Below are 25495 nucleotides of genomic sequence, written 5' to 3'. Positions count from 1 at the left end.
CTTCTTTCTGGATGCTGCTACGAAATCAATGCCAGTCGGTCGCCGTCAGCGAGGACAGCAATTGCGCCACGCGTGCGCGGCTGGGATGGTAGCCGATGAAGACCAGCTCCGACCGTCCCGCCTCCTTGCTGCCCTGGGCCTCGGCGACAACGGCGCGCGCCCGTACGGCTTGCAGCAACTGCGTGCGTCCCTCGCCGGTGGCGATGAAACCCTTGGTGCGCAGGATGGGCTGGTCCAGCGCCACGGCTACCACGGCGCGGCGCAATGCCTCGGCATCCTGGGTCGCGTCGCTGCGCAGGGTGAAGGATTGCCAGCCCGGGTCCTGCTCGTGGAAATGCTTGTGGGTGGACAAACCATGACTGTGCGCCCCCAGGCCGGAATGCGCATGGCCATTGAAGCGCCACTGGTCGGCCGCCACCGTAGCGCGCTCGCCCGGCATGCTCACCTGGGTGTAGTGATGATGCACGGCCGTGCCCGCCTGATGCAGCCGCAAGCCCAGCGCCAGGCGGATGTCCAGCCGGGCGCCATAGGCCAGTTCGAGGAAGCGCACGTTGGGTGCCAGCGCGCGCACGGTCTCTTCGGCTTGCAGCAAGGGCACTTCTTCCATGCCGTCGATCTTGTTCAGGACCACCACGTCGGCGCATTCCAGTTGCTGGCGGAACAGCTGCGCCGTGGCATCACGCACGGCGTCGCCGCTGGCAAAGGCGTCTTCCAGCAGCAGCGGTGTATCGACCACGGCCAATGTCGCGTCCAGCACGAAATGCGGCGCCAGTTCTGGCGATTGCAGCACTTCCATCACCGCGCTGGGCAAGGCCAAACCGGAGGTCTCGATCAGCACATGGTCGATCTGCGCCCGGCGCGCGGCCAGGGCCAGCATGGCGGGAACGAAATGTTCATCGTCGCCGTAGGCAATGAGGCCATGGGCGAAATCCTGGATCTGCACATGGCCCTGGGCATCGCCCTCGGCACGCAGCAGGTCGCCATCGATGGCGACTTCGCCGAACTCGTTGATGAGCAGCGCCAGCCGGCGCGATTGGCGGCGCTGCACCAGGCCACGCAGCAAGGTGGTCTTGCCGGCCCCGAGAAAGCCGGTGACCACCGTTACCGGGATCGGTGGCAAGGCGGGCTGAAGGCTGGCCATGCTCAGGCTCCGGCCAGCGCCGCCAGTTGCGCCTGCAGGCTCGCCACGTCATGCGCCACCTGCGGATAGGCCAGTTGCGGCCGGCGTACCGTCAGCAGCGGGATGCCCAGGGCGCGTGCGGCCTCGGCCTTGGCGCGATAGCCACCGGCCTCGCCGGAATCCTTGGTGACCACGCAATCGATGCCCCAGTCGCGCCACAGCGCTTCATTGAAGGCTTGCGAGAACGGTCCCTGCATGGCGCACAGGTGGGCGCGCGGCAGGCCAAGCTCCAAGGCGCGCTGGATGAAATCAGGATCGGCCGTGACGCGGGCGAACCATAGGCGGTCGGCCGCGCCGGGCGCTTTGAGGAAGCTCCCCAGGTCCTTGGAACCGGTGGCCAGGAAGATGCGGCGGCCCATGGTGATGGCGCGCCCGGCGGCTTCTGCCATGTCGGCGCAGCCATGCGGATCATCCACGGCGATCTCGCTGGGACGTTCATAGCGCAGATAAGGCAGGCCCAGCTCCTGTGCCAGCGTCATCAGTTGCTGCGACATCTGCACCGCAAACGGATGGGTGGCATCCACCAGCACCCGCGCCTGGCTGTCACGCAGCGCCTGACGGCGCGCTTCCACACCCTGGCGTCCGGCCCAGACGTGGGCGCCCGGACAATCCTGGCTGGCCAGCTCGCCGCCATAGGCGGTGGCGGTGGAGATCACCACGCGCTCGCCCTGCCCCGCCAGTTCGCGCGCCAGCAGGTTGCCGTCGCTGGTGCCGGCGAACACCCACACCGCCTGCTGCGGCAGTTGCGCCACTTCCGGTGCCTGGGTCTCTTCGCTCCAGTCGTTGTAGCCGCGCGGCGTGAAGATCCAGTCGCGCTTGCGCTGCGTAAAGCGGTTGCCGATGACTATCGAGGTCAGCATGTCGAACTGCAGGCCGGGCAATTCATCGAGACGATGGATGGAGACCTGCTGCCCCGGCCGATAGGCATTGCGCACCACGCCGCACAGGGTATGCGGGGCCTTATGTTCCAGCATCAGTTGCAGGATGCGGTAGACGCCCTCCTGCCGGCCCGCGCTCTGCACGTTGTAGAGCACGCAGGCCAGGTCGGCCTGGGCAATGTGGCTGGCGCGCTGCTCGATCCACGACCACGGGCACAGCAGATTGGACAGCGACAGCGTGGCGAAATCGTGCGACAGGGGAGAGCCCAGCAGCGAAGCGCAGGCATTGGCAGAGGTCACGCCGGGGATGACGTTGACCTCGTAAGTATCGTCCTCGCGCATGTCGTCGAAGGCCAGGGCGGCCATGGCATAGATGCCGATGTCGCCGCTGGAGATCAGCGCCACGCGCCGCCCCGCGCGGGCCTGTTCGATGGCCAGCAAGGCGCGCTCGCGCTCCTGGGTGAGCGGCGGGGTGTGGATTTCCTTGCCCTCGAGATGAGCGGAGATCCAGCGCAGGTACAACTCGTAGGCGACGATGACCTCGCTCTCGCGCAAGGCTTCGATAGCGCGCGGGATGATCATCTCTTCGAAACCGGGGCCGACCGAGACCAGGTTCAATACGCCTTTTTTCTTGACTGCTTCCATCGGGTTTCCTGCAAATGATTTACGTATTTTCCATGAAACTGCGCCAGCCATCGCCATCGTCGATGATGGCCACGGTCACTCCCTCCAGCGCGGTCTTGCCCAGCAACAGGCGTCCACGCGGACTGGCGATCAACGCCGCCGGTTCGCACACGCCCTCCACGCCCACGTTCTGGCGCACCCAGTCCGAGGGCTTGCCCACCCAGGCGCGCTGGGCGATCTGCTCGCGCGAGATCACGCGCAAGGGCAGGCCATGCGTGGCGCAGAAGGCCAGCAGGCCGGGTTCCCCGGCCTTGATGTCGATGGTGGCCACTTCGCGCACCTGGGCCAGCGCGGCACCGGGGCACTGTGCCAGCGCCTGCGCGACGGCACGGCCGATCTGTTCGGCCGAGGCCAGCTTGCGGCAACCGATGCCCAGCACCAGCGGCTTGACGGCTTCGGTCGCGGTGGTCACCACCGGCTGCGCACCCGTCAGCTGGGCCACGCGATAAGCCAGACCGTTGGCACCACCTTCGTGCCCGGCCAGCAAGGCAATGGCAAAGCGCCCTGCTTCATCGAGTACCACCACGGCGGGATCGCTGTGCTTGTCCTGCGGCAGGCCATCGAGGAAGCGCACGGCAATGCCGGTGGCGCCGATCATGATCCATTGCCGGTGGCGGCGATAGGCCAGCGCAAACTGCTGGCGCTGCGACAGGCCGCCTTCTGCATTGAGCCAGGGCTGGTAGAGTTCGCCGCCCAGGCTGTCCTGCAGGTGCATGGCCAGCGCCGCCGCCTCGGCGCGCACGGGCCACAGGCCCAGGTCTGCCGGGGCGACGGGCGGGTTCATGCGGCGTCCTTGTTCTTCTTGACCACGCGGAAGAGGTGCGTGAAGTCCTTGGAGTAGAGGCTGGATTCGGCCACCTGGTCCTTGTTCAGCGCGGCGCCGACCAGCATCATGGTGGTGAGATTCCACTCACCGCGCTTGTTCTCTTCCAGCACCTTGTCGAGCTGGCCCTGATAGACGCGCTGCTCCGGCCAGGTGGCACGATAGACCAGCGTGACGGGCGTCTCGGGCGGATAGTGCAGCAGCAGGTCGGTGACGATCTTCTTCAGGTGCGGCCCGGACAGGAAGATGCACATGGTCGCGCGATGCGCAGCCAGCGAGGCAATCGATTCCGATTCGGGCACCGCCGAGGCGCGGCCCGAGACGCGCGTGAGGATCACGCTCTGTGACACTTCCGGCTTGGTCAGTTCAGCCGACACGGCCGCAGCGGCTGCGGTAAAGGACGACACGCCCGGCACCACTTCATAGGCGATGCCCAGCGCATCGAGCCGGCGCATCTGCTCGGCCGTCGCACCATAGATGGCGGGGTCGCCGGAATGCAGGCGCACCACGTCGATGCCCTGTGCCTGCGCGCGTACGTAGCAGGCTTGCTGCTGCTCCAGGTCGAGCGCGGCGGTATCGATGATCTCGGCCTCGGGGTGGCAATGTTCCAGCAAGGCGGTGGGCACCAGCGAACCGGCATACAGCACCATGCGCACCTGGCCCAGCAGGCGCGCACCGCGCAGGGTGATGAGGTCGGCCGCACCGGGGCCGGCACCGACGAAATAGACTTTCATGGGTTTCCTTTCGAATTCTCCTTTGGCGCGCGATGGCGCTGCGCCTGCGCAGTCTTGCGGATCAGCAGCACGGCCAGGTAGCCGCTGGCTTCTGCTGCCTCCAGCGTGGTGAGGTCGCTGGCCAGCACTTCGCCATCCAGGCCGATGCGACGGGCAAAGCCGCAGTGCTGCGCAATGTCCATCTCGCGCAGCAACGCCAGCACCCACGGCAGGCGCGCGCCGACCTTCATCAGCACCACGATGTCGTGGCTCTCGATCTCGGCCCGCAGGGTCGCCGCATCTTCCGGGCAAGGCAGGATCAGCGTGCGCTCCTTGCCCACGCCCAGCGGCCATTCCAGCGCGGCGGCAGCAGCGGCGTAGCTGGTGATGCCGGGCAAGGTCACGCAGTCGCACTCGGGATAGAGATCGCGTACGGCGGCCAGTACGTAACCGTAGGTGGAATAGGTCAGTGCATCACCGATGGTGAGGTAGACCACCTGCAGGCCCTGCCGCAATTGTTCGGACAACTGCCGGCCGAGCTGGGCGTAATGTTCCTGCAGGACCTGGCGGTCCGGGTCCATGTTGAACTCGATCTCGCACAGGCGGCTGCGGTCGAACTCCACACCTTCCAGGCATTGCAGGGCCACCGACAGCTCGGCCCCCCGCGCACGCGGAATGTAGATCAGGTCGGCACTGCGCAGCGCGCCGATGGCCGCCAGCGGCAGGTAGCCTGCGGGGCCGGGGCCGACGCCGATGCCGGTCAGACGCCCGCTCATGCGCCCGCTCCCAGTTGCCGACCGTCGAGGTCGAACAGGCGCACTTCGATGCGTTCCACTGCAGGCACGCGGGCGTGCGCGAGCGCGGCGATGCGCGCTTCGATCTCGCACCAGAGGCGGCGCGACAGTCCGGCATCCTGCTGGCGGACCAGTTCTATGATTGCTTCCACCGTATTGGCTTCCTTCATCTGCTGCAGCAGGGTAGCGTCAAACAGCACGCCCTGCCCTGCCGCATTCATTTCTTCAGCCACGCGGGCCACGCCCTGCATGGCCATGTTGCTCTTGCTGGAGTGCGTATCCCACACCCCATCCAGTACCTTGGCCAGCTTGCCCGGATGCCCGGCCAGCCACAGCAGCGGCAGTGTCCGTCCCTCCTCGGCCAGGGCCTTCTGGGTGAAGTCCAGCGCATCGCCCAGGAAATTGGCGATCTGCACGCTGCGCTTGTCGGGCAGGCCCAGCGTCTGCGCCACGAAGACGCGGCCGATCTTTCCCGGCAGGTAGGCCACCGCATCGCCCGGTGCGCAGGCGGCCAGCGCCACGCGGATATAGACCTCGATGGAGGCGATCCAGGAGGCCATCGACATCGGTTCCACGATGCCCGAGGTGCCCAGGATGGAAATGCCGCCGACGATGCCCAGCTTGGGATTGAAGGTCTTGGGCGCGATGGCGAGGCCCTCGTGGCAGCCGATGGTCAGGTCGAAACCGCAGGCCGGCTCACCGGGCTGCAACTCGGCCAGCACCTCCGCCACCGCTGCACGCATCATGGCGCGCGGTACCGGATTGATGGCCGGCTCGCCCACGGCCACGCGCAGGCCCGGCATGGTCGCCGTACCCACGCCCTCGCCTGCAAAGAAACGGATCTCCCCGGCCGCATTGCGCCGCACCTGGGCAACGATGGTGGCGCCGTGCGTATTGTCGGGATCGTCGCCGCCATCCTTGAGTACTTCTGCCTGGGCTGTACCCGCATCGATCAGGGTGACCATCTTGATGGGCACGCTCAGGTAATGCAGGCCATCCGGCAGGCTGACTTCGGTGTATTGCACCGTCATGCCGCCCAGCAGGCGATAGAGCGCCGCACGCACCGCCGCCGTGGCGCAACTGCCGGTGCTGCGTCCACGGCGCAGGCCATTGGGGGCGAGCACGGCGAGATCATACTCGGCCCGTTGCAGCTCGCTGGCGGCCTGCATCACTGCACGCCTTCGCTCTGCGCTTCCTGCGCGACCAGCCAGGCGATGGCATCGATCATCAGGGCGTTGACCACGCTGGCCGCCCAGGGGGAGCCGCCGCGCGTGCCGCTGTTGGTGATGCGCGGCACCTGCAGGCAGCGGCGCAGTTCTTCCTTGCTCTCGCGCGTGCCGACGAAGCCGACCGGCAGGCCGATCACCAGTTGCGGCCGCCAGCCATGTTCGCGGATCAGACGCACCGCCTCGGTGATGGCGGTGGGAGCATCGCCAATGGCCAGCACCAGGTCATTGCCGAACTTCTGCCAGGCGCGGCGGATGCCGGCGGCCGAGCGCGTCATGCCCAGGTTCTGCGCCATCAGGTGCGATTCGGGATCGTGTACGCCACACCAGGTCTCTACGCCCAGTTGTTCCAGCACCGCGCGCTTGAGACCGGTTTGCACCATGGTCACATCCGTTACTACCCGCTTGGTGCGCAGAAGCGCCTTCATGCCAGCCTGTACAGCTCCAGCAGAAAAATAGATTTCATCAGCCGCGGCGAAGTCGCCACTGGTATGCACCAGGCGCTGCAGGACGGTCAGTTGCTCTGGCGGGAAGCCGCTCCAGTCGCGCCCGGCCTGGATGATTTCCATGCTCTCGGCTTCGATGGGATGCGGTACGTAAGGCGCAGTGCCCGCCACTGTCGAAGCCAGCTGCTCGCGTGCGGAAAGATCACGCACCTGCAGGTGATGCGCGCGTTGCGGCTCGCCGACCTGCTGCTCGAAACCGACGATCTGCACGCGGTACTTGCAGAGCGTGCAGTTCATGGCAGCACGGCCTTCGGCGGCATCGCGAGCGCGTTCCAGCATCACATCGGCCACGTGCGCATGCACGCCCAGGTAAGCGGCCTTGAGGACTTCCACGTCCGGTTCGCGCTGCGCCAGTTCGTCGGCGGCGGCATAGATGCGCTTGACCAGCACGCCATCGAAGAGGAAGAACGGCAACACCACCAGCCGCTCCCAGCCTTCTCCGGCGGCCTGCGCGAGGCCATCGCGCACCAATGGCGTCGCCGTGCCCGAGAAGCAGACCTTGACGCCGCCAAAACCCATGCCCTCCTGCACCATGCGCCCCAGCTTGGCGATCTCGCCATTGGCATCGGGGTCGGTGGTGCCGCGTCCGACCAGCACCAGGCAGGCATCCTGGCGATGGAGGATGTCCTCTGAATTGGCCTCGGCCTCCACCACGCGCTGCTGCACCAGTTGCAGCAACAGCGGATGCAGATCCATCGGTGCGCCGAAATGGAAATCGACCTGCGGGTAATCCCGCGCCAGCGCCAGCAGTTCGGCCGGCATGTCGTTCTTGGCATGGCGCGCACCCAGCAGTACGCCGGGCACCACGGCCACTTCAGTGGCGCCCTCTGCCACGCAGGCAGCCGCAGCCTCCGAGATGGTGGGCGCGGCAAATTCCAGATAGCCATGGCGCACGATGCGTCCGTCGGCGCGGTCACGCACCAGCGCTACCAGCGCCTCGAATTCGCGCAGGGCATCGGGATCGCGGCTGCCGTGGCCGGCGATCACCACGGCTGGCTTGCGGGGGCTATTCATGCCGTGGCTCCGCTGGCCACCTGCGGCGGCGGTTCGATCTGGCTGGCCATGGGCGTCAGGGTGCGGATGAGCATGATGCTCATGTCGCTGAATTCCTTGTCGGCGCAATCGGCCAGCTTGCCATGCCATTCGGCGTCGCCACGGGTGAGGTTTTCCCAGACCTCGGTCGGGTGTTCGGGGCTCACGCCCTGCTGCAGCAGATAGGTGGCGATGTGGCGCGGCATGAAGGAGCGCGCCGCATCCCACGGACAAGGAATGACGATGGCATTGCGCCCATCGTTCAAGACGTTCACCAGATGGCGCTTGAACGGCTCCAGATCGCCGCGCCGGTGGAAGGTGATGAAGGTCGTTTCATCAAAGCACACGCGCGCCTTCGAGGCGAGGATCTGGGCCGAAGAAATGCCGGGCAAGGTTTCCACGCGATGGCCGCAGGCACGCTCCACCCGCTCCAGATACTGGAAACCGCTGAAGTGGATATCGCCCATGAAGACCACCACGCAGCGTTTGCCGGCATGATGCAGGGCCGCCACTTCGTCCAGCCTGGCGACCTGGTCGCGGTAGCCCATCAACACCACTTGCGCGCTGGCAGGGATGAGGTCCTTGACCACATCGACCACGGCATTGAAGCCGGCCACCACGTCAGCGTTGCGGATCAGTTCCGCACCGCGCATCGTCAGGTAGGAATGGTCGCCGGGGCCGGCGCCGATGCAGATGATCATCTTCTTTCCTTTCAGCGTGCGCCCAGTTGCGCACGCACGGTCAACGCCAGGGCGTCGCCGGTCAGTTGTTCGAGAGTCAGGCAAGGCGCACCCAGTGCCTCGGCCAGTTGGGCCGCACGGCCCAGGCGCAGGTAGCCGGATTCAGTATCCAGCACCAGCGCGGGCACGCCCTGTGCAGCCAGGGTCTGTGCGGCCTGCAGGGTTTCGGTCCAGGGGTCGCCGCTGCTGCCGGGCAGGCTGACGTTGGCCTTGCCGTCAGACAGGATCACCAGCAGCGGCGGCGCCTCCTGCGACTGTTGTTGCAGCATCTGCGCCGCCAGTTGCAGCGCATGCGGCAGCGGTGTGCGGCCACCGGTGGGCAGTTCGCGCAGGCCCTGCTCGGCCAGGTCGGCACTGCGGGTCGGGGCCAGCAACAATTGCGCCTGCTCGCCACGGAAGGCGATCACGGCCAGTTGATCGCGGCGCTGGTAAGCATCGGTCAGCAAGGACAGCACCGCGCCCTTGACCGCTTCCATGCGGCGCTGTGCGGCCATGGAGCCGGAAGCGTCGACGATGAAGACGATCAGGTTGGCGCCGCGTCCGCTGCGGACCTGGCGATGCAGGTCCGCGCGGGTGATGCTCAGTTGCGCGCCCGCCTCACCGGCCAGGGCACCCCGCACGGCAGCGCTGCGCAGGGTGGCGCCGATGGCCAGCCGGTCCGGATTGGCGTCCGGTACCGCGCGCACTGCGCTGCCCCGGCTGGCATCGGCCACGACACTGCGGCGGCCGCTGGCCACGTTGGCCGATGCCTGGGGCGTGGTGGCGACGCTGATCTTGCGGGCCGTTCCGGTGGCAGCGACAGCGAAGGTCTGCTGGCCGCCCTCGCCTTCCTGTTCTTGCGAAGGGTCTTCAGAGGGCGGCGGCTCGGCGGCTTCATGATCCGGCGACTCGTCACCGGAAGCTTGCTGATGGGGCGGTTCAGGCTGGCGGGCCTGGTCGACCAGCTCATCGAGCTTGTCCTCATCCATGCCGGCCTGCTCGAAGGGCTTGCGGCGGCGGCGATGCGGCAGTACCAGCAAGGCGGCCTCGCGGACATCATCGGGCGTCACGCGCACACGCGCCTGCAAGGCCGCGATGGCGCGGGCGGTCTTGTGCATCACGATGTCCGCGCGCAGGCTGGCCACCTCGAACTCGCAGCAGAGATGGCTGATCAGTTCCAGCATGGCATCGTCCAGCACGACCTCGGGCAACAGGCGACGGGCCTCGGCCACCTGGGTGCGCAGGGCGTCCTGCTGTGCTTGCCAGCGGTTGGCAAAGGCGGCGGGATCGGCCTCGAAGGCGATGCGCCGGCGCACCACCTCGGCACGCACGGTCTTGTCGGTCGGCGCGGTCACTTCCACCATGAGGCCGAAGCGGTCCAGCAGTTGCGGCCGCAGGTCGCCCTCTTCCAGGTTCATGGTGCCGATCAGCGTGAAGCGCGCGGGATGACTGATGGACAGGCCCTCGCGCTGCACGGAATTCACACCCATTGCGGCCACGTCCAGCAGCACGTCCACCAGGTGATCGGCCAGCAGATTGACTTCATCGATGTAGAGAATGCCGCGATGCGCCGCCGCCAGCAGGCCCGGCTGGAACGCACGCTGGCCACCCTGCAGGGCTTGTTGCAGATCGAGCGAGCCGAGTACGCGGTCTTCGGTGGCGCCCAGTGGCAGGTTAACGAAGGGGACGGTGGCCTGGTACTGTACCGGTACAGTCTGCGCAGCATTACAGACTGTGCAGGCCGTGGCCGGCTGGCCCGGGGCGCAATGGAAGGCGCAGCCTTGGTTCAACGTGATCGAGGGCAGCACCTGAGTGAGGCCGCGTGCGGCCGTACTCTTGGCAGTGCCCTTGTCACCGCGCACCAGCACGCCGCCGATGCCGGGATCGACCGCGCACAGCAGCAGCGCCTGTTTCAGCAGGGGCTGGCCGACGATGGCCGGGAAGGGATAGGCATGTGCGGCCGTCATTGCATGTCCTTGGTGTGTTCACTGCCGCGCACCGTTTCGCCGCGTGCTTCCAGCAGGGATTCACTGTGCAGGTACAGTGTGCGCAACTGTTCGATGGTCTGTACTGGTGGTGTTTGCCACATGCCCCGGCTGGCGGCTTCCAGCAAACGCTCGGCGATGGCGTTCTGGGCCCAGGGATTGGCCTGCTCCAGAAACTCGCGCATGGCCGGATCGAAGCCATAGGTCTCGGCCAGTTGCTGGTACATCCAGTCCTCCATCACTTGCGCGGTGGCATCGTAACCGAACAGGTAATCGACGGTGGCCGTCAGTTCCAGTCCCCCCTTGTATCCATGGCGGCAGATGCTGGCCAGCCATTTGGGATTGACCACGCGGGCGCGGAAGACACGCAGGGTTTCTTCCTTGAGGTCACGCACGGCGGCGCGCTGCGGGTCGTGGCTGTCGCCGAAGTAATGGCGCGGCTGCTGGCCGGACAAGGCGCGGATGGTGGCGATCATGCCGCCGTGGTATTGCAGGTAATCGTCGCTGTCGAAGAGATCGTGTTCGCGGTTGTCCTGGTTGTGCAAGGCGACCTGCACGCCGGAGAGGCGCTGGCGGAACGCCTCGCGCTGGTCCGCGCCCTGCACCTTGCGGCCGTAGGCGAAGCCTCCCCAGTTGATATAGGCCTCGGCGAAGTCGGCCTGGTCCTGCCAGTTCTTTTCCTGGATCAGGGGCAGGATGCCAGCGCCATAGCTGCCCGGCTTGGCGCCGAAGACGCGATAGGACGCCTGCGCGGCGGCCTCGGCCTGGCCCAGTCCGCTTTGCATGGCCTGCTGCAGGTCGCGCAGGTAATGCTTGCGCACGAAGTTCATGTCTTCCGGTTCATCGGCGGCGATGGCCAGTTGCACGGCATCGTCGATCAGTTCGATGAGCTGCGGGAAGGCATCGCGGAAGAAACCGCTGATGCGCGTGGTGACGTCGATGCGCGGACGCTGCAATTGGTCCAGCGGGACCAGCTCGACACCGGCCACCTGCCGGTTGCCCTCGCGCCAGACGGGGCGTGCACCCATCAGCGACAGGATCTGCGCCACGTCGTCGCCATGGGTGCGCATGGCGCTGGTGCCCCAGATGCTGATGGCCACGCTCTCGGGATAGTCGCCGCTTTCGCGGTGGTGGCGCTGCAGCACCTCGCGCGCCAGTTGCTGGCCCACGCGCCAGGCCGATTGCGAAGGGACGCTGCGCGGATCGACCGAATAGAAATTGCGTCCGGTCGGCAGGATGTGCGCCATGCCGCGTGTGGGCGATCCGCTGGGACCGGCCGGGATGTAGCCACCGCGCAGGCCCTTGAGCAGGTTGCCGATTTCTTCGTGGGTACGTTGCAGGCGCGGCACCAGTTGCTCGCAGGCGAAGGCCAGGGTGCGGTGCAGGGCCTTGGTATCGGTCGCCTTGGTGGCTGGGGCCGGCGCTGGCACCGCACGCCTGGCCAGCGGCGCGGGACGCGCCATGGCGCGCATGCCGCCCAATACACTGCCGGTGCTCTTTTGCTGGGTTGGTTGCAGGCGTGGCTTCTCTTCGAGGGGCGCGGTGAACAGGGGTGCCAGCAGTGATTGGATCACGCTGTCGATAGCCTGCACGGCAAAGCCTTGCTGCTGCAGCGACTGCATCAGCGACAGGCACAGCGCATCGATGGCTTCCAGCGCATCGGCGCGGGTGACGATGGCGCGACCGGCAGTGCGTGCCAGCGCGTCATCGATGTTGAGGCGCCGGCCCTTGTGTTCCAGCAGCATGTCCAGCGAGAGGCCGAAGAGGCGCGCCAGTTCTTCCTGCAGGCCGGGCAGGTCCTGGTTGGGCAGGCGCGTGAGCGCCACCAGCATGTCGGGTAGCTGCGCGGCATCGGGCATGCGGCCGAGAATGTGCAGGCCGTCGCGGATCTGGGCCGCACCGAGTTCGCAGAGGTAGCCATCGAGATCCTCGATCAGGTGGGCTACGCCGGCGCCGTCCAGCTCGGTCAGGGCGTGCGGCAAGGCACCGTCTTCGTGCGCGTGGTCGTGATGCTCGTGGTCATCGTGGTGGTGATGGCCATGATGGTGATGATGGCCGTGATCGTGATCGTGGTCATGATCGTGATGCAGCAGCTTGTATTGCAGGTCGGTATCAAGATTGGTCTCGCGCACCAGCTCCCAGATCTGCTGCTGCAACAGCGGCAGCTTGGATGGGTCCAGCACCTCGACCTGGTAATACTCGTCCACCAGTTGCGTCAGCTGGGCCAGCGCGCCATAGCTGTCGGCGGTGGTCATCGGCGGGGTCAGGTGGTCCACCACTACGGCATGGGCGCGGCGCTTGGCCTGCGAACCCTCGCCCGGATCATTGATGATGAAGGGATAGAACAGCGGCACGTCGCCCAGCAAGGCATCCGGGAAACATTCTTCAGACAACCCCACGCCCTTGCCCGGCAACCATTCCAGGGTGCCGTGCTTGCCGACGTGAACGATGGCATCCGCGCCCCATTCTTCATCCAGCCAGCGGTACAGCGCATAGTAGTGATGCGTAGGCGGCAGGTCGGGCTGGTGGTAGATGGCGTCGGGGTCCATGCCGTAGCCACGCGGCGGTTGCAGTGCCACGAAGGCGTTGCCCAGGTCCAGGCCGGCAATGACCAGGTGCTGCTCGTGGACGTAAGCCTCGCCGGGCGCGGCGCCCCACTGGCGCTGCATGCGCGCCTGCAAGGCCGCTGGCAAGGCAGCGAACCACTGCGCATAACGCGCTGCGGGAATGCGCGCGGCAGCGCGGCGCAGCTGGTCTTCGGTGAGGAGGATGTCGTCGTAGGAACAGCGATCCACCAGTTCGTGGATCAGGGCCGTGCCGGTCTCGGGCAGCTCGCCGATGGCATAGCCGTCAGCAGCCAGCGCGCGCAGCACGGCCATCAGCGACTCGGGCGCATCCAGCCCCACGGCATTGCCGATCTGTGCGGCCTTGCTGTTGGAATTGGTGAAGATGAAGGCGATGCGCTTGTGCGCATTGGGCGTGGTGCGCAGACGCACCAGACGCTGCGCCAGTCCGGCGATGCGGCGCACGCGATCCGGCAAGGCCTGGTACTGCACCACGCCGGCATCGGTGGTGTGCTTGAAGGACAAAGGCACGCCGATGATGCGGCCGTCGAATTCGGGCAGGACCACGTTCATGGCGGCATCCAGCGGGTTCATGCCGCGCGTGGAATGCTGCCACTGGTCTTGCGTCATGCCGCTGGTGATGGCTTGCAGCACCGGGCGGTCCAGTTGCTCCAGCACCGAGACCGACCAGCCGGCCGGCGTGATGCCACCAGCGGTGATCTCGCCCATGGCGAAGCTGGTGGTATTGATGATGAGATCAACCCGCCCCCCGGCAAAATAAGCCAGCGCGGGCGGCAGCGCGCTGCCGCTGCCGGACGAGACCCGCAGCGAAGACGTGAAGACCGGCAGCACGTCCATGCCGCGCGCCTCCAGTGCGGCGACCAGCGCATCGATGAAAGCGGTATTGCCCGAGAGCCAGTGCGCGCGGTAGAAGATGATGCCCACGGCCGGCTTGCCAGCGGGTGCGCTGGCGCGCAAGGCCAGCCAGTCGTCGAGGCTGGCATCCTGTTCCAGGTCGGGATGATAGAGACCATGTTCCGGCAAGGCTTGCGCAGGTTCGTAACCATAGCCGGAGAAGAGCAGTCGATCCGACAGGCAGCGCAGCAGTTGCGCCAGATTGACGCTGCCACCACCGTTGAAATAGGCCAGCGCCTGCTGCTGCACGTCCGCTGCGGCGGTGGAGGCGGCGGCCAGTTCGGCATCGGGTTCGCCGGTGCCGGAGAGCACGATCAGGTGCCGCCCCTCGGCGCGTGCGGCCCGCAACAGTTCCGGGAAACCGGCCACCGCGCCCAGCCGCCCCAGCACGCGCAGCACGATCACCCTGGCATGGGCCAGCTCGGCACGCAGCAGGGTCGAGAGCGTACGCAGCGGCTGGCCTTGCTCATCGGTACGGGATTGCAGGGCTTGCAGATCATAGCCGGCCAGCGGTGGAAAATCCGCCGGCAACTGGCTGCGCGCAGCGGCCAGCAGGGCCAGGTCGGTCGGGGCATGCGTCAGCAGGACGATGCGGGCCAAGGATTCAGACATCGCTGGCCTCCGGTTCCGGCAGCACGTCGCCGCTGCCCAGGCGATGGAAGATCAGCTCGCTCACTTCGCGTCCCCCCTCCAGGTGTTCCACCACCACGCGCTCGATGGCGCTGGCATCTTCGCAGCGATACCAGACGCCCTCGGGATAGACCACCACCACCGGGGCCTGCGCCTTGCAGGCCACCATGCAGTGGGTACGGGTACGCTTGACGCGCAGTTCGGGGCGGGCGTCGATCTGCTCGCCCAGCACGCCGAACAGGGCTTCGGCCAGTACGCCGTTTTCGGTACAACGCGGACCCACGCACATGAGCACGTGACGATGATGGGTTCTCATGGCTTGGATAGCTTTACTTTCCCCGGCGCCGCAACGCCAGACAGAGGTCCGACACGTCAGGACAAATCAGCCGAAGCGGCGATAGAAGAAACCGGTCAGCCCGCCCAGCGCCAGCCAGAAGATGGCATTGGCGGCGGCGGTGGCACGGATGAAGGCCTGCGCCAGTTCTTCCGGCGCGACGCTGCCGTGGACCTCGGGCTGGGGCGCGCCGATGAAGTGCGGTGCCACCAGCAGCATCACGCCGGCCAGCTTCCACGGCCAGCCACGGGTAAAGACGAACAGGCCCAGGCTGGCGGCGGTCATGGCCGCGGTCATCACCCACCAGAGCTGGCGCGCATGCAGCGGCGCGGCCAGGGTGCCGGGGACTTCAGGCGGCAAGCCCAGCGACGGCGCGACGAAGAACACGCCGTAACCGGCCAGGCCCCACAGCAAGCCGCTGCGCCAGCTGATCTTGCGGCCGCTCAGGGTAAAGGCCGCCACCAGCATCAGCGCAAAACCGACCGCCATGCTGACGTTGGCCAGCACGGTGTAGCCGGTGCGTTCAGCGCCGTCAGCGGGTTCCCAGGCATCGGCGTCATGGGCGTGCTCGTGCTCATGGGCATGCTCGTGGGCATCGGCTGCGTGGGCAGCTGATTCACCGGCCTTTTCATATTCCTCTGCCTTGAGGATGATCTTCTCGACCTGGAATTGCTGTACCCCCGACAGCAGCACGCCCGACAAGGCGCCTGCAATGACCACCGCCGACGCCATGCGCCGCAAGACCGTCCAGTTCATCGTCCGCTCCTCAGTGGCAAGGGAAGCCGGCCGAGTGGCGGCCATCGTGGGCGGCATTGTGCAGCTCGACCTTGGAGGCGAAGCCGGCACCGTAGATCAGCGCCACGCCCAGCGCAAAGGCCAGCAGCGAAGGCGCGATGCGGTCGCGCCAGACCTGGCTGCCGGTGTGAACGGAGGGGGTGGAGTCGGCGACTTGGCGGGCATTCAGACCGGAGGGAGTGGACATGCGCTTTCCTTGGACAGGTGGATGAAACGAAGGAAGCCACGCGGCGAGCGCCCAAGCACGATCCCGCCGTCATCGGACGGCGCCGGTTCACACCAGCGGGAAATGATGGAAGCTTTCCGCATGATCGCCCTCCGCGATGCATTGAAGAAGTTGCCACTGGCCGGTCTCCGGGCTGGCGAGGGGAAGCCTGGGCTTCGGGACAGGCGCCTTCCCATGCGCGCGGCACAGTGGCGTAGTGCGTGTCCTTCCTCGCTTACCGTTGCGGGGGCAGCGCCGGCCTTGGCGCGGTGCTGTGGCACCGGCCGCACCGGCTTCCCGTTTCAATCCCTGGCGCGGCTGCGCGCGGGATACCAGAAGCAATGCTCAAGGCACGAAGTATAAAGGCGGGGACCGGCTTGGGCAACCGCGATTGTCAGCGGAAGTGGTCAAGCTGCCTGCTGGCGGCGGCTTTAGCGGGGGGTGTCGGGACGCGCCGGCAGGCCCGGCGAGACAGGCGCCGGCGAGGATGAGGACGGCACGGGCGATGCCGCCAGTTTGTAATACAGGGTCATTTCCACACCCATGCGGCTGGGGATGCGGGCCACGTAGGCCGAGCGCTGGCGCGTGCCGCCGCCCTGCCCGTGCATTTCCATCAGGCACAGGTAGCGCTCGCCCAGGTAGCCCAGCATGGCAAACAAAGCCTTGTGCGGGCGTTCCAGGCGGGGCGCGGCGTCCGGGCTCAGGCCCACGGCGCGGTCGAGGTAGCCCCGGTGCGAGTTGACGAAGAGGTAGTCGCGTCCGGGCGGCTTGCCACTGGCATAGCCGATGCGCAGCATGCGGTTGTCGCCATCGGGCAGGTACAGGCTGTACGGCGACGCCGGGCCGCCTTCCATGACCTCGACCCGGCCTGCGACGGGATCGATGCTGACCGCGCTCAAGGGCATCTGGTCCACGGCCAGGCAACTATCGAGCACTTCTTCAGGCGGTGCTGGCGGCCCTGGCAACGCTGCCAGGCAGACGAAGAGCAGGATCAACGGCAAGCAGCGCAGCATGTTTGCCTTGGAACGGTACAAAGGGGCAAGGAAGCGGTTCAAGGGCGGCTCCTTCAGGCAACAGGGATGGGGGCGGGCGCGGCGAGGATCAAACCTCACCCCCATAGTTGCAGAAGGGCAATGCAATGAATATGAGAAAACTCTCAATGACGACAGGAAGTCTCTTCTTACTGGCTTTTTGAATGCTTGGCCTGCCTGGTCGTCAACGGCAGACCGGAAGCTGTCGCCTCTTCAGCGCGTCTGGCCCGCCACGCTGGCAAAGAGATCCAGGGAGATGAAATGCCACTGCGCTGCTTCGGCGTCGTACAGCGCGAGCTGGTTGATTTCCTGGCCGGGCGCGGTCGTGGCGGGTACCCGCTCGATGGCGCGGGCGGCATGCCGGTGTCGCTCGGGCGGGCTCAGTCTCAGCAGGCGGGCATCGGTCTCGCAGCGGGCAAACAGGCCGGCGCACTCCCACAAGCGGGCCGCACACTCCAGATCGGCCAGCCCGATGTCCAGGGTGATGGTGTCTATCCGCTCCGACACCCTGGCCATCTTGGCCGAGAACAGCCGTACCGGTCCGCCCTGCTCACGCACTGCCAGGCAGCCTTCGTGGGCGCCCCAGGCGACGTGCAGGCAGTACGGCAGATAGCCGTGGTGGCGCGCGATCAACTCGTCCGGAGAAAATGCCGAGGCCGGCAGCACCCGGTAAGCCTCGGGCGACAAGCCCAGCCAGAGAGCATCCAGACTGGCCTCGAAGGGCGACAGATAGACCACCATCGCCTGGCTGCCGCTGGCCTCACCGGACATGACCGGCTCGCACAGTACCTGGGCGGCACCTCCGCCAGCGGGAGACTGGCGCACCAGCACATAGAGCGGCAGCGCCGCCACGACGCAATGCCGGCGACCGGCGGGAAAGCCAAGGGACTGCGGGGGATAAGGGAACACGGCGCCACTCCTCAGGGAAAACACGACCGTGGCGGCAGCCCTGCTCGATTCATCTGCTGTCGCCGAAAAAAAGACATGTTTTCACAGATACAAAGCGGCTTGAATGAGAAAAGTCTCAATCCACGCGGGAGAATGGTGCCGGGAGAATGGTGCCGGGAGAAGGCCGAGGATAGGCCGGTTCCGGCCCATGTGAAGGAAAACGCCATGCGCCTGCCGCCAAGCCAGTGCGCACGACTCGCACACCGCGACGCGTCCTCAGCGCATGAAAGGACAGGCAAAAAAACAGCCGGCCTGGCGCGCAGCCAGGCCGGACAGAGAGCGTACCGTTACATGCGCAAGGGCTGGTCGGTAGGACGGGGGCTCAGCGGCGGGTCTTCCACCGGTACCGGCTCATCATCGGGCAGCGGCGGCGGTGGCATGTTGGGTTCGTTGACGGGCGGGGTTTCCTGGGGGGTATGCAGGGTCTGGTTCAAACAGGCCTCCTCTGGTGCGGCAATTCCGGGCGCGGGCAGCAGCGCGCGCTCAGCGCTGGCCGCCCATGGGGTTCTGATGGGGGATGGGGTCCAGCGGCGGGGTCGGGTCCAGCGGCGGGACTTCCACGGGCGGGGTGTCCTGGGGCTTGTGCATGGTGTTCTCCTGGGCGGGTGGAAGGGGCGGGCTGACGCCGGGATGCGGCAGGATGCCGTCATCGGCGTTGGCCAGCGGGTCTTCGGTGCCATCGGGCTCGACCACGTGGGCCGGGTCGGTGTCGATGTGGTCCGGCACCGCTCCACGCGGCGGGACGGGCGGCGCGCCGGGCGGCCGCAGCAAGGCGGCAGCCGGTGGCTGGGACGATGCCGTATGCCGCGGCGAGACGGGATCCGGACGAGGCTGGTCCATGGCGGTCCTCCTTGGGGTGGTTGGAAGGCACACGCCATCTTACGAAGCCGCGCCCCTGCCCTCAGCCAGACATCGGCCCATTCGCCTGTAGGAAGAATGGAAAAAAACGCCGCCGTCCCCAAGGGCCGGCGGCGTCCTGTACGCGGCGTCGCGGCGACTCAGCCGGCCTTGAGCGCGCGAGTGACGATCTCTTGCGCCTCGGCAAAGATGCGATCCAGATGGGCCTGGTCGCGGAAGCTTTCGGCATAGATCTTGTAGATGCTCTCGGTACCGGATGGACGGGCCGCGAACCAGCCGTTGTCGGTGACGATCTTCAGCCCGCCGAAGGCCTTGCCGTTGGCCGGCGCCGTGGTCATCACTTCGCGGATGGTTTCGCCGGCCAGTTCGGTGGAGCTGACATCCTGCGGCGACAGCTTGGACAGGCGCGCCTTCTGCTCCGGCGTGGCGGCGGCTTCCTTGCGGCCATTGACGGGCGCGCCCAGTTGCCGGGTCAGGTCCTGGTAGATCTGGCCGGGGTCGTTGCCGGTGCGGGCGGTCATCTCGGCGGCCAGCAAGGCGGCGGTGATGCCGTCCTTGTCTGTGCTCCAGGGCTGGCCATCGAAGCGCACGAAGGAAGCGCCGGCACTCTCCTCGCAACCGAAGGCCAGGCTGCCGTCGTACAGGCCATCGACGAACCACTTGAAGCCCACCGGCATTTCCAGCAGCTTGCGGCCCAGGTGGGCAGCTACGCGATTGATCATCTGGCTCGATACCAGGGTCTTGCCCACGGCAGCATCGGCGCGCCAGGCCGGGCGATGGCGGAACAGGTAGTACACCGCCACCGAGAGATAGTCATTGGCCGGCAGCAGGCCGGTACTCCTGGCGACGATGCCATGGCGGTCGTGGTCGGTATCGCAGGCCATGGCCACGTCGAAGCGGTCCTTCAAGGCGATCAGCTCGCTCATGGCATAGGGCGAGGACGGGTCCATGCGGATCTGCGCGTCCCAGTCCAGTGGCACGAAGCGAAAGCTCGCATCGACGTCCGTGTTGACCACTTCCAGGTTGAGCTTGTAGCGGTCCGCGATGGCCGACCAGTAATGCAGCCCGGCGCCGCCCAGCGGGTCCACGCCGATCCTGACGTTGGCTGCACCGATGGCGGCCAGATCGATGATGTTGGGCAGGTCGCCGACGTAGTTGTCCAGATAGTCGTAGCGGCGCGTGGTCTCGGCCTTGAGCGCCTTCTCGAAGCTGATCCGGCGCACGCCTTCCAGCTTGTGCTGCAGGTAGCCATTGGCGCGCTGCTCGATCCAGCTGGTGACGTTGGAATCCGAGGGGCCGCCGTTGGGCATGTTGTACTTGAAGCCGCCATTGTCGGGCGGATTGTGCGAGGGCGTGACCACGATGCCATCGGCCAGCTTGTCCTTGTGCACGCGGTTGTGCGTGAGGATGGCGTGCGAGACGGCCGGCGTGGGGGCGTAAGGGCTGCCTTCGGCCAGCATGGTCACCACCTCGTTGGCGGCCAGCACTTCCAGCGCGCTATGCCAGGCCGGTTCCGACAAGGCATGGGTATCGATGCCCAAGAACAGCGGGCCCTTGAAGCCCTGTTCCTTGCGGTAGTCGCAGATGGCCTGGGTGATGGCCAGCACGTGCCATTCATTGAAGCTGTGGGCATTGGCATTGCCGCGATGGCCGGAGGTGCCGAAGGCCACCCGGTGGCTTGCCTCGGCCACGTCGGGACGCAGGCTGTAGTAGTTCGACAGCAGCACCGGCAGATTCACCAGGGCCGTCGGCGCGGCACGCTTGCCGGCGAGGGGATTGACGTTACTCATGATGTTTTCTTCTGGATGAATGGATACCTGAGGAAACGAAGGCGGCGGCCCGCTTGCACAGCTGCTGCAGTGTCTTGCCCATCCGGCAGGCGCGTTGCGCCCCTTCGCAACTTAATCTTTTTTCAACATCGCAAGTATTGTAACGCCAGGATGGCGCGCTGCAGCATCGATATGAAGATTCTTGCAAGAGTCTTGCCATAGGGCACTGCTCATGGGCTTGCGCGCAGGAAACCGGCGTCGCCGGCCGTGCTGGCATGAAGGGATGTGCTCAAAAACAAAACGCGCCCGGGCCGGGGCCCGGACGCATCGTGTCACGACAAGCAGCGCAGCCGGCGAGGCCACAGCCGCATGCCGCCCCGGTCAGGCTCGCCGGAAGGCGCGCACGATCACCAGCAGCACGATGGCACCCAGCGTGGCGGTGACGATGGAGGCCAGGATGCCGCCGCCGACAGCGATGCCCAGGAGGCCCGCCAGCCAGCCGCCGATGACCGCGCCGACGATGCCGATGAGGATGTCAGCCAGCAGCCCGAAGCCGCCGCCCTTGACCAGCACGCCGGCCAGCCAGCCGGCGACGGCACCAATGATCAGCCATGCGATGAGTCCGTGTTCCATGATGTTCCCTTTCACTCGTTCTGTCGTTCTTGGGTTGATGTCGGAAACCGACGGGCGGTCTCCTCTTCTCTGCAAGCGCTCGGCGAAACAGATGAGGTGATGATAGGAAAGCGCGCATCGGAGAACTATCGGACAGCGGCCCATTTCCCTGTAGGACAAGCCCGCCATGTGCGGAGACAAAGGCGCGCCGCTGCAGCGCCGGGCTGCGCCAACGCAGGCACTGCCGAGTCTTCCGCTTTTCCTACACAGCAAAAAGCGGCATTCCTATAGAGAGGAAGCGCGAGTTTTTTTACTCTTGCTTTCCATAGGCGCAGTGCAGCATTGACTTGCATGGCACAGCTTGCCGCAGCGCCGACAAGAACCCGTATTTGCCAGCCCGACTTTCCAAGAGAGCCGCCATCATGTCCGCCACCGAATCCAGCGCCCGCCCCTCGCCCGTCTTTGCCAATGCCTTTGCCCTGAATGCATTCGGCGGTGCACCGCAAGCCGCACAGGGCGCCGAGTTCGCCGAGCACTACGCACGCTACGCCCGGGAATCGGCACAGCTGCTGCAGCAGATTTCGATGAAGGCACCGCAACTGGCCTCGGTGCTGGATCAGCTCAATGAGGGCAGCCTGCCGCAGCCCATCGAACTGGCAACTGAGGAGACCACATCCCCGCTGCAGGAGCAGCGCCGCAAGCCGCGCGCCAGTCTGCTGGAGACGGCGACCAATGCACTGAGCCATGCTTTTCCGGGTGTGGCGCCGCTGTTTCACGGTTGCCGCGCTTTCCTGCAGCTGAAGATGATCAAGAACAACAGACAGGCATAACGAGGCGCATCCGCCACAGCAAGCCTGCATTGTGTGCATGAGGGCGCCACGCCCATCACTCAACCACAACCTGGACTCACCATGAAAAAAATCACCAAAGCCGTCTTCCCCGTCGCTGGCCTCGGCAGCCGCTTCCTCCCCGCTACCAAGGCGCAACCCAAGGAGATGCTGCCCATCGTCGACAAGCCGCTGATCCAGTACGCCGTGGAAGAAGCCGTGGAAGCCGGCATCACCGAGATGATCTTCATCACCGGCCGCAACAAGCGCGCCATCGAAGATCACTTCGACAAGGCCTATGAGCTGGAAAGCGAACTGGAAGCCGCCGGCAAGGTGAAGCTGCTCGAAACCATCCGCAACGTCATTCCCAAGCACATCAACTGCGTCTACGTGCGCCAGGCCGAGCCCCTGGGCCTGGGCCATGCCGTGCTGCTGGCCAAGCCGCTGGTGGGCGATGAACCCTTCGCGGTGCTGCTGGCCGACGACTTCATGGACGCCGAGCCCGGCCAGAAGAACGTGATGGCGCAGATGACCGAACTCTACGAGCGTGAAGGCAAGAGCCTGCTGGCCGTGCAGGACGTGCCGCGCCCGGACACCCGCCAGTACGGCATCGTCAGCGGCAGCGCCTATGGCGAGCGCACCGAACTGTTGAGCGGCATCGTCGAAAAACCGTCCCCCGAAGAGGCGCCCTCGACGCTGGCCGTCGTCGGCCGCTACGTGCTGACCCCGGCCATCTTCGAGCGCCTGGAAAACATCGGTACCGGTGCCGGTGGCGAGATTCAGCTCACCGATGCCATCTCTGCCCTGCTGGAGCACGAACAGATCCTGGCTTATCGCTACGAAGGCCAGCGTTTTGATTGCGGCTCCAAGCTCGGCTACCTGAAGGCTGCCGTGGCCATGGGCTTCAAGCACAAGGAAGTGGGCAGCGGCTTTGCCCAGTATCTGCAGGAATTCGCCAGCCAGCACGATCTGGCCCAGGCCGCCCAGCCCAAGGGACCGGCCGTCGTGACTCCCCTCAAGCCTGCCCATGTCGCAGCCACCACCGAAGATCTGCCAGCCGTCGCCCGTAGCATGTAAGTCCCCGTTGAACGTTGTTGATTGCAGTCCGTCCGCAAGGCCGGGCTGCTTTTTTTTATGCCAGTGTGCTTCTCGTAAATTGTTTTGACCTTTGTCACGGAGTTTTAACCTGGACTTGCTAGCATCGCGGCCATGAATCTGGAGAAGTTCATTACGCCCGGGACAAGGTAACTCGCCGCACATCCAGGCCAAGCAGCGTATGCTGTGGCCACCGCACACGGTCTGAAAACGTTTGCAAACCAGAAAAGCGACGATGAAATCGTTGCCAGACGGCAGGAATGTTGCGGCAAAGGCGCAAAAAATATATATTGTTTATATCAATTTTCAGAGGAGCGTTCATGGCCACCAGAGTTCAAGCCGCAGCAGCATCAACCGAAACGAAGAAACCTGTCGCCAAGGCGGCAGCCCCCAAGCCCGCCGCGGTGAAGAAACCTGCCGTCAAGCCCGCCACCCGTGCGGCCGCCAAGCCTGCTGCAGCCCCTGCTGCGGCCAAGGCCGAAAAGAAGGTGGAAAAGGTAGAAAAGCCGGTCAAGGCAGAGAAGGTCGAAAAAGCGCCCAAGACCAAGAAGGTCAAGCAAGTGCGCGACAGCTTCACCATGCCCGAGAACGAATACGCCGTGCTGGCCCAGGTCAAGAAGACCTGCCTGAAGTCCGGCGTGGAGATCAAGAAGAGCGACCTGCTGCGCATCGGCGTGTCGCTGATCAAGAACCTGACGATCACCGAATTGAAGGACATCCTGGGCAGCCTGACCCCGCTGAAGGTCGGCCGTCCTAAGAAGTAAGCACCCTCGATGCAGGCCATGCCCGGCATGGCTGACGCACTTGCAGACAATGCCGCCCGGTTCGCACCGGGCGGCATTGTTTTTGGTGCGGCTTCAGTGCTTGCCGGGAAGGCGCCCGCAGGAGGCGTTCAGAAATTGAATTCCCATTCGCAGGGCTGGCCGACCTCGATCACGCCGCCCTCCCCGCCGATGACGATGGCGTTCTGGCCGAAAGTAATACCGCCATCCACGCGTGCATTGGCACGGTAGGTCGCCAGCGTGGCCAGCGGTTCATCGGGCCAGTGCGGATCGCGCTGCCCGCTGCGCTGGTCAATGCCGGGCACCGGACATCTTGCACAAGGCTTCACCAGCTTCAGTTGCACACAACGGTCACCACTGCCCAGGCGCAAGGTATCGATGAAATCTTCTTCATAGGCCTCCAAACCGCTGATGACCAGGTTCGGGCGAAACCGCTCCATGGGCAAGGCCGGCGCACCCTTGGCCGCGAGCCGGGCGTTGAGATCATCCAGCGAGGCCTGGCCGATCACCAGCAGCGGATAGCCATCCGAGAACTGCGTGGTAGCGCGATGCTCGCCGGTCCAGCGGGCACTGCAGGCGCGCTCGACGGCCGGGTTGAAACGCACCAGCCGCGCGTCTTCCTGCAAGTAGTTGGAGAACCATGCCCGCGCCTGCTCGCCCTGGTCCAGCGCCTCCAGCCGGCTGCTCCAGACCTGCACGGTGAGCCTAGCGCCATCCTCGCCTGCGGCCGCCAGCCGCAGCGGGCTCATGCCGGGCGCGCGCAATACCAGCGTGTCGCCTTCGAAGGCCGGCGTGATGCAAGCCATCTGCGGGTGGCTGCGCTGGGTCAGGAACTGGCCCTGGCGATCCACCAGCATCCAGTGGCGGTCCAGCGCCAGGCCCAGCGGACCGATTTCGGCGCGCGTGAGCGAGAGTCCACCGCAGGACTTGACGGGATAGAAGTGGATGGCGCTGATGGTGCAGGTCGTGCTCGACATGGTGATAGCGTCCCTCGGATGGCGGCAAAATTGCTGATGACGTGTCGGCCGCGACATTACCACAAGCTGCGCCTTTCGCCCGACTCGCGATACGCCGTGTTCTGACTCATGCGACAATCCTGAAAGATTTTTATGAACATTTCTGCCGGGAGCGCCATGCTGTTTGCCAAATTCTTCCATCTGCTGGGACTGACCCTCTGGGTCGGCGGCATGTTCTTCGCCCACATGGCGCTGCGCCCCGCGCTCTCCGTACTGCACCCCGAGCAGCGACTGAGCCTGATGGCGGCGGTGCTGGCCAATTTCTTCCTCTGGGTCTGGGTCGCCATTGCGCTGGTGCTGGGGAGCGGCCTGCACATGATGATGGCCATGGGTGCCGGGGCCGCCAGACTGCCGCCTTACGTGCACGCCATGAGCGGCATCGGCGTGGTGATGATGCTGATCTTTGCCCACATCTTCTTTGCCCCCTTCCGCCGCCTCAAGCTGGCCACCGCCCAGCAGGACTGGGACCGCGCCTCGCGTGCGCTGCGCCAGGTGCGCATGTTGGTCGGCATCAACCTGTGCCTGGGCTTGCTGACCATTGCCATCGGCGCACTGGGCCCGTTGAGCGCCTGAA

At 65.8% G+C, this 25495-nt stretch carries 24 protein-coding genes and 1 riboswitch; of the genes, 4 read left to right on the top strand and 20 right to left on the bottom strand.

The window, feature by feature from the left end:
* Nucleotides 1-25: 25 nt before the first annotated feature.
* The 19 genes from ACVC5H_RS11605 to ACVC5H_RS11515 all read right to left on the bottom strand — a co-directional run bounded on the left by ACVC5H_RS11605 (nt 26) and on the right by ACVC5H_RS11515 (nt 21222).
* A complete protein-coding gene (locus ACVC5H_RS11605) occupies nt 26-1141 on the bottom strand; it encodes a CobW family GTP-binding protein (protein ID WP_489622439.1) in 1116 nt (371 codons plus the stop codon).
* A 2-nt stretch (nt 1142-1143) separates the two neighbouring features.
* Nucleotides 1144-2703, bottom strand: coding sequence for a precorrin-3B C(17)-methyltransferase (gene cobJ, locus ACVC5H_RS11600; protein ID WP_489622438.1), 1560 nt, complete (start codon nt 2701-2703; stop codon nt 1144-1146).
* A 19-nt stretch (nt 2704-2722) separates the two neighbouring features.
* A complete protein-coding gene (locus ACVC5H_RS11595) occupies nt 2723-3526 on the bottom strand; it encodes a cobalamin biosynthesis protein (protein WP_489622437.1) in 804 nt (267 codons plus the stop codon).
* The gene (gene cobM, locus ACVC5H_RS11590) at nt 3523-4299 is read right to left on the bottom strand and encodes a precorrin-4 C(11)-methyltransferase (RefSeq protein ID WP_489622436.1); all 777 of its coding nucleotides are present in this window, start codon (nt 4297-4299) and stop codon (nt 3523-3525) included. The genes ACVC5H_RS11595 and cobM overlap by 4 nt, the downstream gene beginning before the upstream one ends.
* Entirely contained in the window at nt 4296-5054 is a 759-nt protein-coding gene (gene cobI / locus ACVC5H_RS11585; protein WP_489622435.1) for a precorrin-2 C(20)-methyltransferase, read from the bottom strand. The genes cobM and cobI overlap by 4 nt, the downstream gene beginning before the upstream one ends.
* Complete coding sequence (gene cbiD / locus ACVC5H_RS11580; RefSeq protein ID WP_489622434.1) at nt 5051-6241, bottom strand: cobalt-precorrin-5B (C(1))-methyltransferase CbiD; 1191 nt, start codon at nt 6239-6241, stop codon at nt 5051-5053. The genes cobI and cbiD overlap by 4 nt, the downstream gene beginning before the upstream one ends.
* The gene (locus tag ACVC5H_RS11575) at nt 6241-7818 is read right to left on the bottom strand and encodes a precorrin-8X methylmutase (protein ID WP_489622433.1); all 1578 of its coding nucleotides are present in this window, start codon (nt 7816-7818) and stop codon (nt 6241-6243) included. Before ACVC5H_RS11575 ends, cbiD begins: the two co-directional genes overlap by 1 nt.
* Nucleotides 7815-8537, bottom strand: coding sequence for a cobalt-precorrin-7 (C(5))-methyltransferase (locus ACVC5H_RS11570; protein ID WP_489622432.1), 723 nt, complete (start codon nt 8535-8537; stop codon nt 7815-7817). Before ACVC5H_RS11570 ends, ACVC5H_RS11575 begins: the two co-directional genes overlap by 4 nt.
* 11 nt (nt 8538-8548) lie before the next feature.
* Nucleotides 8549-10522: a putative cobaltochelatase gene (locus ACVC5H_RS11565; protein ID WP_489622431.1), complete on the bottom strand. Its 1974-nt coding sequence runs from the start codon at nt 10520-10522 to the stop codon at nt 8549-8551.
* Entirely contained in the window at nt 10519-14631 is a 4113-nt protein-coding gene (locus ACVC5H_RS11560; protein ID WP_489622430.1) for a cobaltochelatase subunit CobN, read from the bottom strand. Before ACVC5H_RS11560 ends, ACVC5H_RS11565 begins: the two co-directional genes overlap by 4 nt.
* Nucleotides 14624-14965 (bottom strand): (2Fe-2S) ferredoxin domain-containing protein, encoded by a 342-nt coding sequence (locus ACVC5H_RS11555; protein ID WP_489622429.1) that lies wholly within the window; start codon nt 14963-14965, stop codon nt 14624-14626. The genes ACVC5H_RS11560 and ACVC5H_RS11555 overlap by 8 nt, the downstream gene beginning before the upstream one ends.
* A gap of 66 nt (nt 14966-15031) precedes the next feature.
* On the bottom strand, nt 15032-15739 hold the full coding sequence (locus ACVC5H_RS11550) for a CbtA family protein (RefSeq protein ID WP_489622428.1): 708 nt from the start codon (nt 15737-15739) through the stop codon (nt 15032-15034).
* Between the two features lie 10 nt (nt 15740-15749).
* Entirely contained in the window at nt 15750-15965 is a 216-nt protein-coding gene (locus ACVC5H_RS11545; protein WP_489622427.1) for a CbtB domain-containing protein, read from the bottom strand.
* A 141-nt stretch (nt 15966-16106) separates the two neighbouring features.
* A riboswitch (cobalamin riboswitch) is annotated at nt 16107-16335 on the bottom strand.
* Between the two features lie 79 nt (nt 16336-16414).
* Nucleotides 16415-17038, bottom strand: coding sequence for a hypothetical protein (locus ACVC5H_RS11540; RefSeq protein WP_489622426.1), 624 nt, complete (start codon nt 17036-17038; stop codon nt 16415-16417).
* A gap of 189 nt (nt 17039-17227) precedes the next feature.
* Nucleotides 17228-17923, bottom strand: a complete 696-nt coding sequence (locus ACVC5H_RS11535) for a hypothetical protein (protein WP_489622425.1) — start codon at nt 17921-17923, stop codon at nt 17228-17230.
* A gap of 326 nt (nt 17924-18249) precedes the next feature.
* The gene (locus ACVC5H_RS11530; protein WP_489622424.1) at nt 18250-18396 is read right to left on the bottom strand and encodes a hypothetical protein; all 147 of its coding nucleotides are present in this window, start codon (nt 18394-18396) and stop codon (nt 18250-18252) included.
* A gap of 49 nt (nt 18397-18445) precedes the next feature.
* Entirely contained in the window at nt 18446-18802 is a 357-nt protein-coding gene (locus ACVC5H_RS11525) for a hypothetical protein (protein WP_489622423.1), read from the bottom strand.
* Nucleotides 18803-18960: 158 nt separating this feature from the next.
* Nucleotides 18961-20610: a phosphoglucomutase (alpha-D-glucose-1,6-bisphosphate-dependent) gene (gene pgm, locus ACVC5H_RS11520; protein ID WP_489622422.1), complete on the bottom strand. Its 1650-nt coding sequence runs from the start codon at nt 20608-20610 to the stop codon at nt 18961-18963.
* 360 nt (nt 20611-20970) lie between these two features.
* Nucleotides 20971-21222 carry a GlsB/YeaQ/YmgE family stress response membrane protein gene (locus tag ACVC5H_RS11515; protein WP_017450312.1) on the bottom strand — a complete coding sequence of 84 codons (252 nt, stop codon included), beginning with the start codon at nt 21220-21222 and terminating at the stop codon, nt 20971-20973.
* 401 nt (nt 21223-21623) lie between these two features.
* Between ACVC5H_RS11515 and ACVC5H_RS11510 the strand changes: the two genes are divergently transcribed.
* The 3 genes from ACVC5H_RS11510 to ACVC5H_RS11500 all read left to right on the top strand — a co-directional run bounded on the left by ACVC5H_RS11510 (nt 21624) and on the right by ACVC5H_RS11500 (nt 23887).
* A complete protein-coding gene (locus tag ACVC5H_RS11510) occupies nt 21624-22031 on the top strand; it encodes a hypothetical protein (protein ID WP_489622421.1) in 408 nt (135 codons plus the stop codon).
* A gap of 81 nt (nt 22032-22112) precedes the next feature.
* On the top strand, nt 22113-23105 hold the full coding sequence (gene galU, locus ACVC5H_RS11505) for a UTP--glucose-1-phosphate uridylyltransferase GalU (RefSeq protein ID WP_489622420.1): 993 nt from the start codon (nt 22113-22115) through the stop codon (nt 23103-23105).
* 338 nt (nt 23106-23443) lie between these two features.
* Entirely contained in the window at nt 23444-23887 is a 444-nt protein-coding gene (locus ACVC5H_RS11500) for a hypothetical protein (protein ID WP_489622419.1), read from the top strand.
* Between the two features lie 128 nt (nt 23888-24015).
* Here the strand turns inward: ACVC5H_RS11500 and ACVC5H_RS11495 are convergent, their stop codons facing one another.
* Nucleotides 24016-24882: an MOSC domain-containing protein gene (locus ACVC5H_RS11495; RefSeq protein ID WP_489622418.1), complete on the bottom strand. Its 867-nt coding sequence runs from the start codon at nt 24880-24882 to the stop codon at nt 24016-24018.
* 156 nt (nt 24883-25038) lie between these two features.
* Between ACVC5H_RS11495 and ACVC5H_RS11490 the strand changes: the two genes are divergently transcribed.
* Entirely contained in the window at nt 25039-25494 is a 456-nt protein-coding gene (locus ACVC5H_RS11490) for a CopD family protein (protein WP_489622417.1), read from the top strand.
* Nucleotide 25495: the final 1 nt, after the last annotated feature.

It is taken from the genome of Herbaspirillum sp. Her3 (assembly GCF_057961275.1).
The sequence above is the reverse complement of the archived record's forward strand: the minus strand, read 5'-3'. Positions and strand labels throughout refer to the sequence as shown.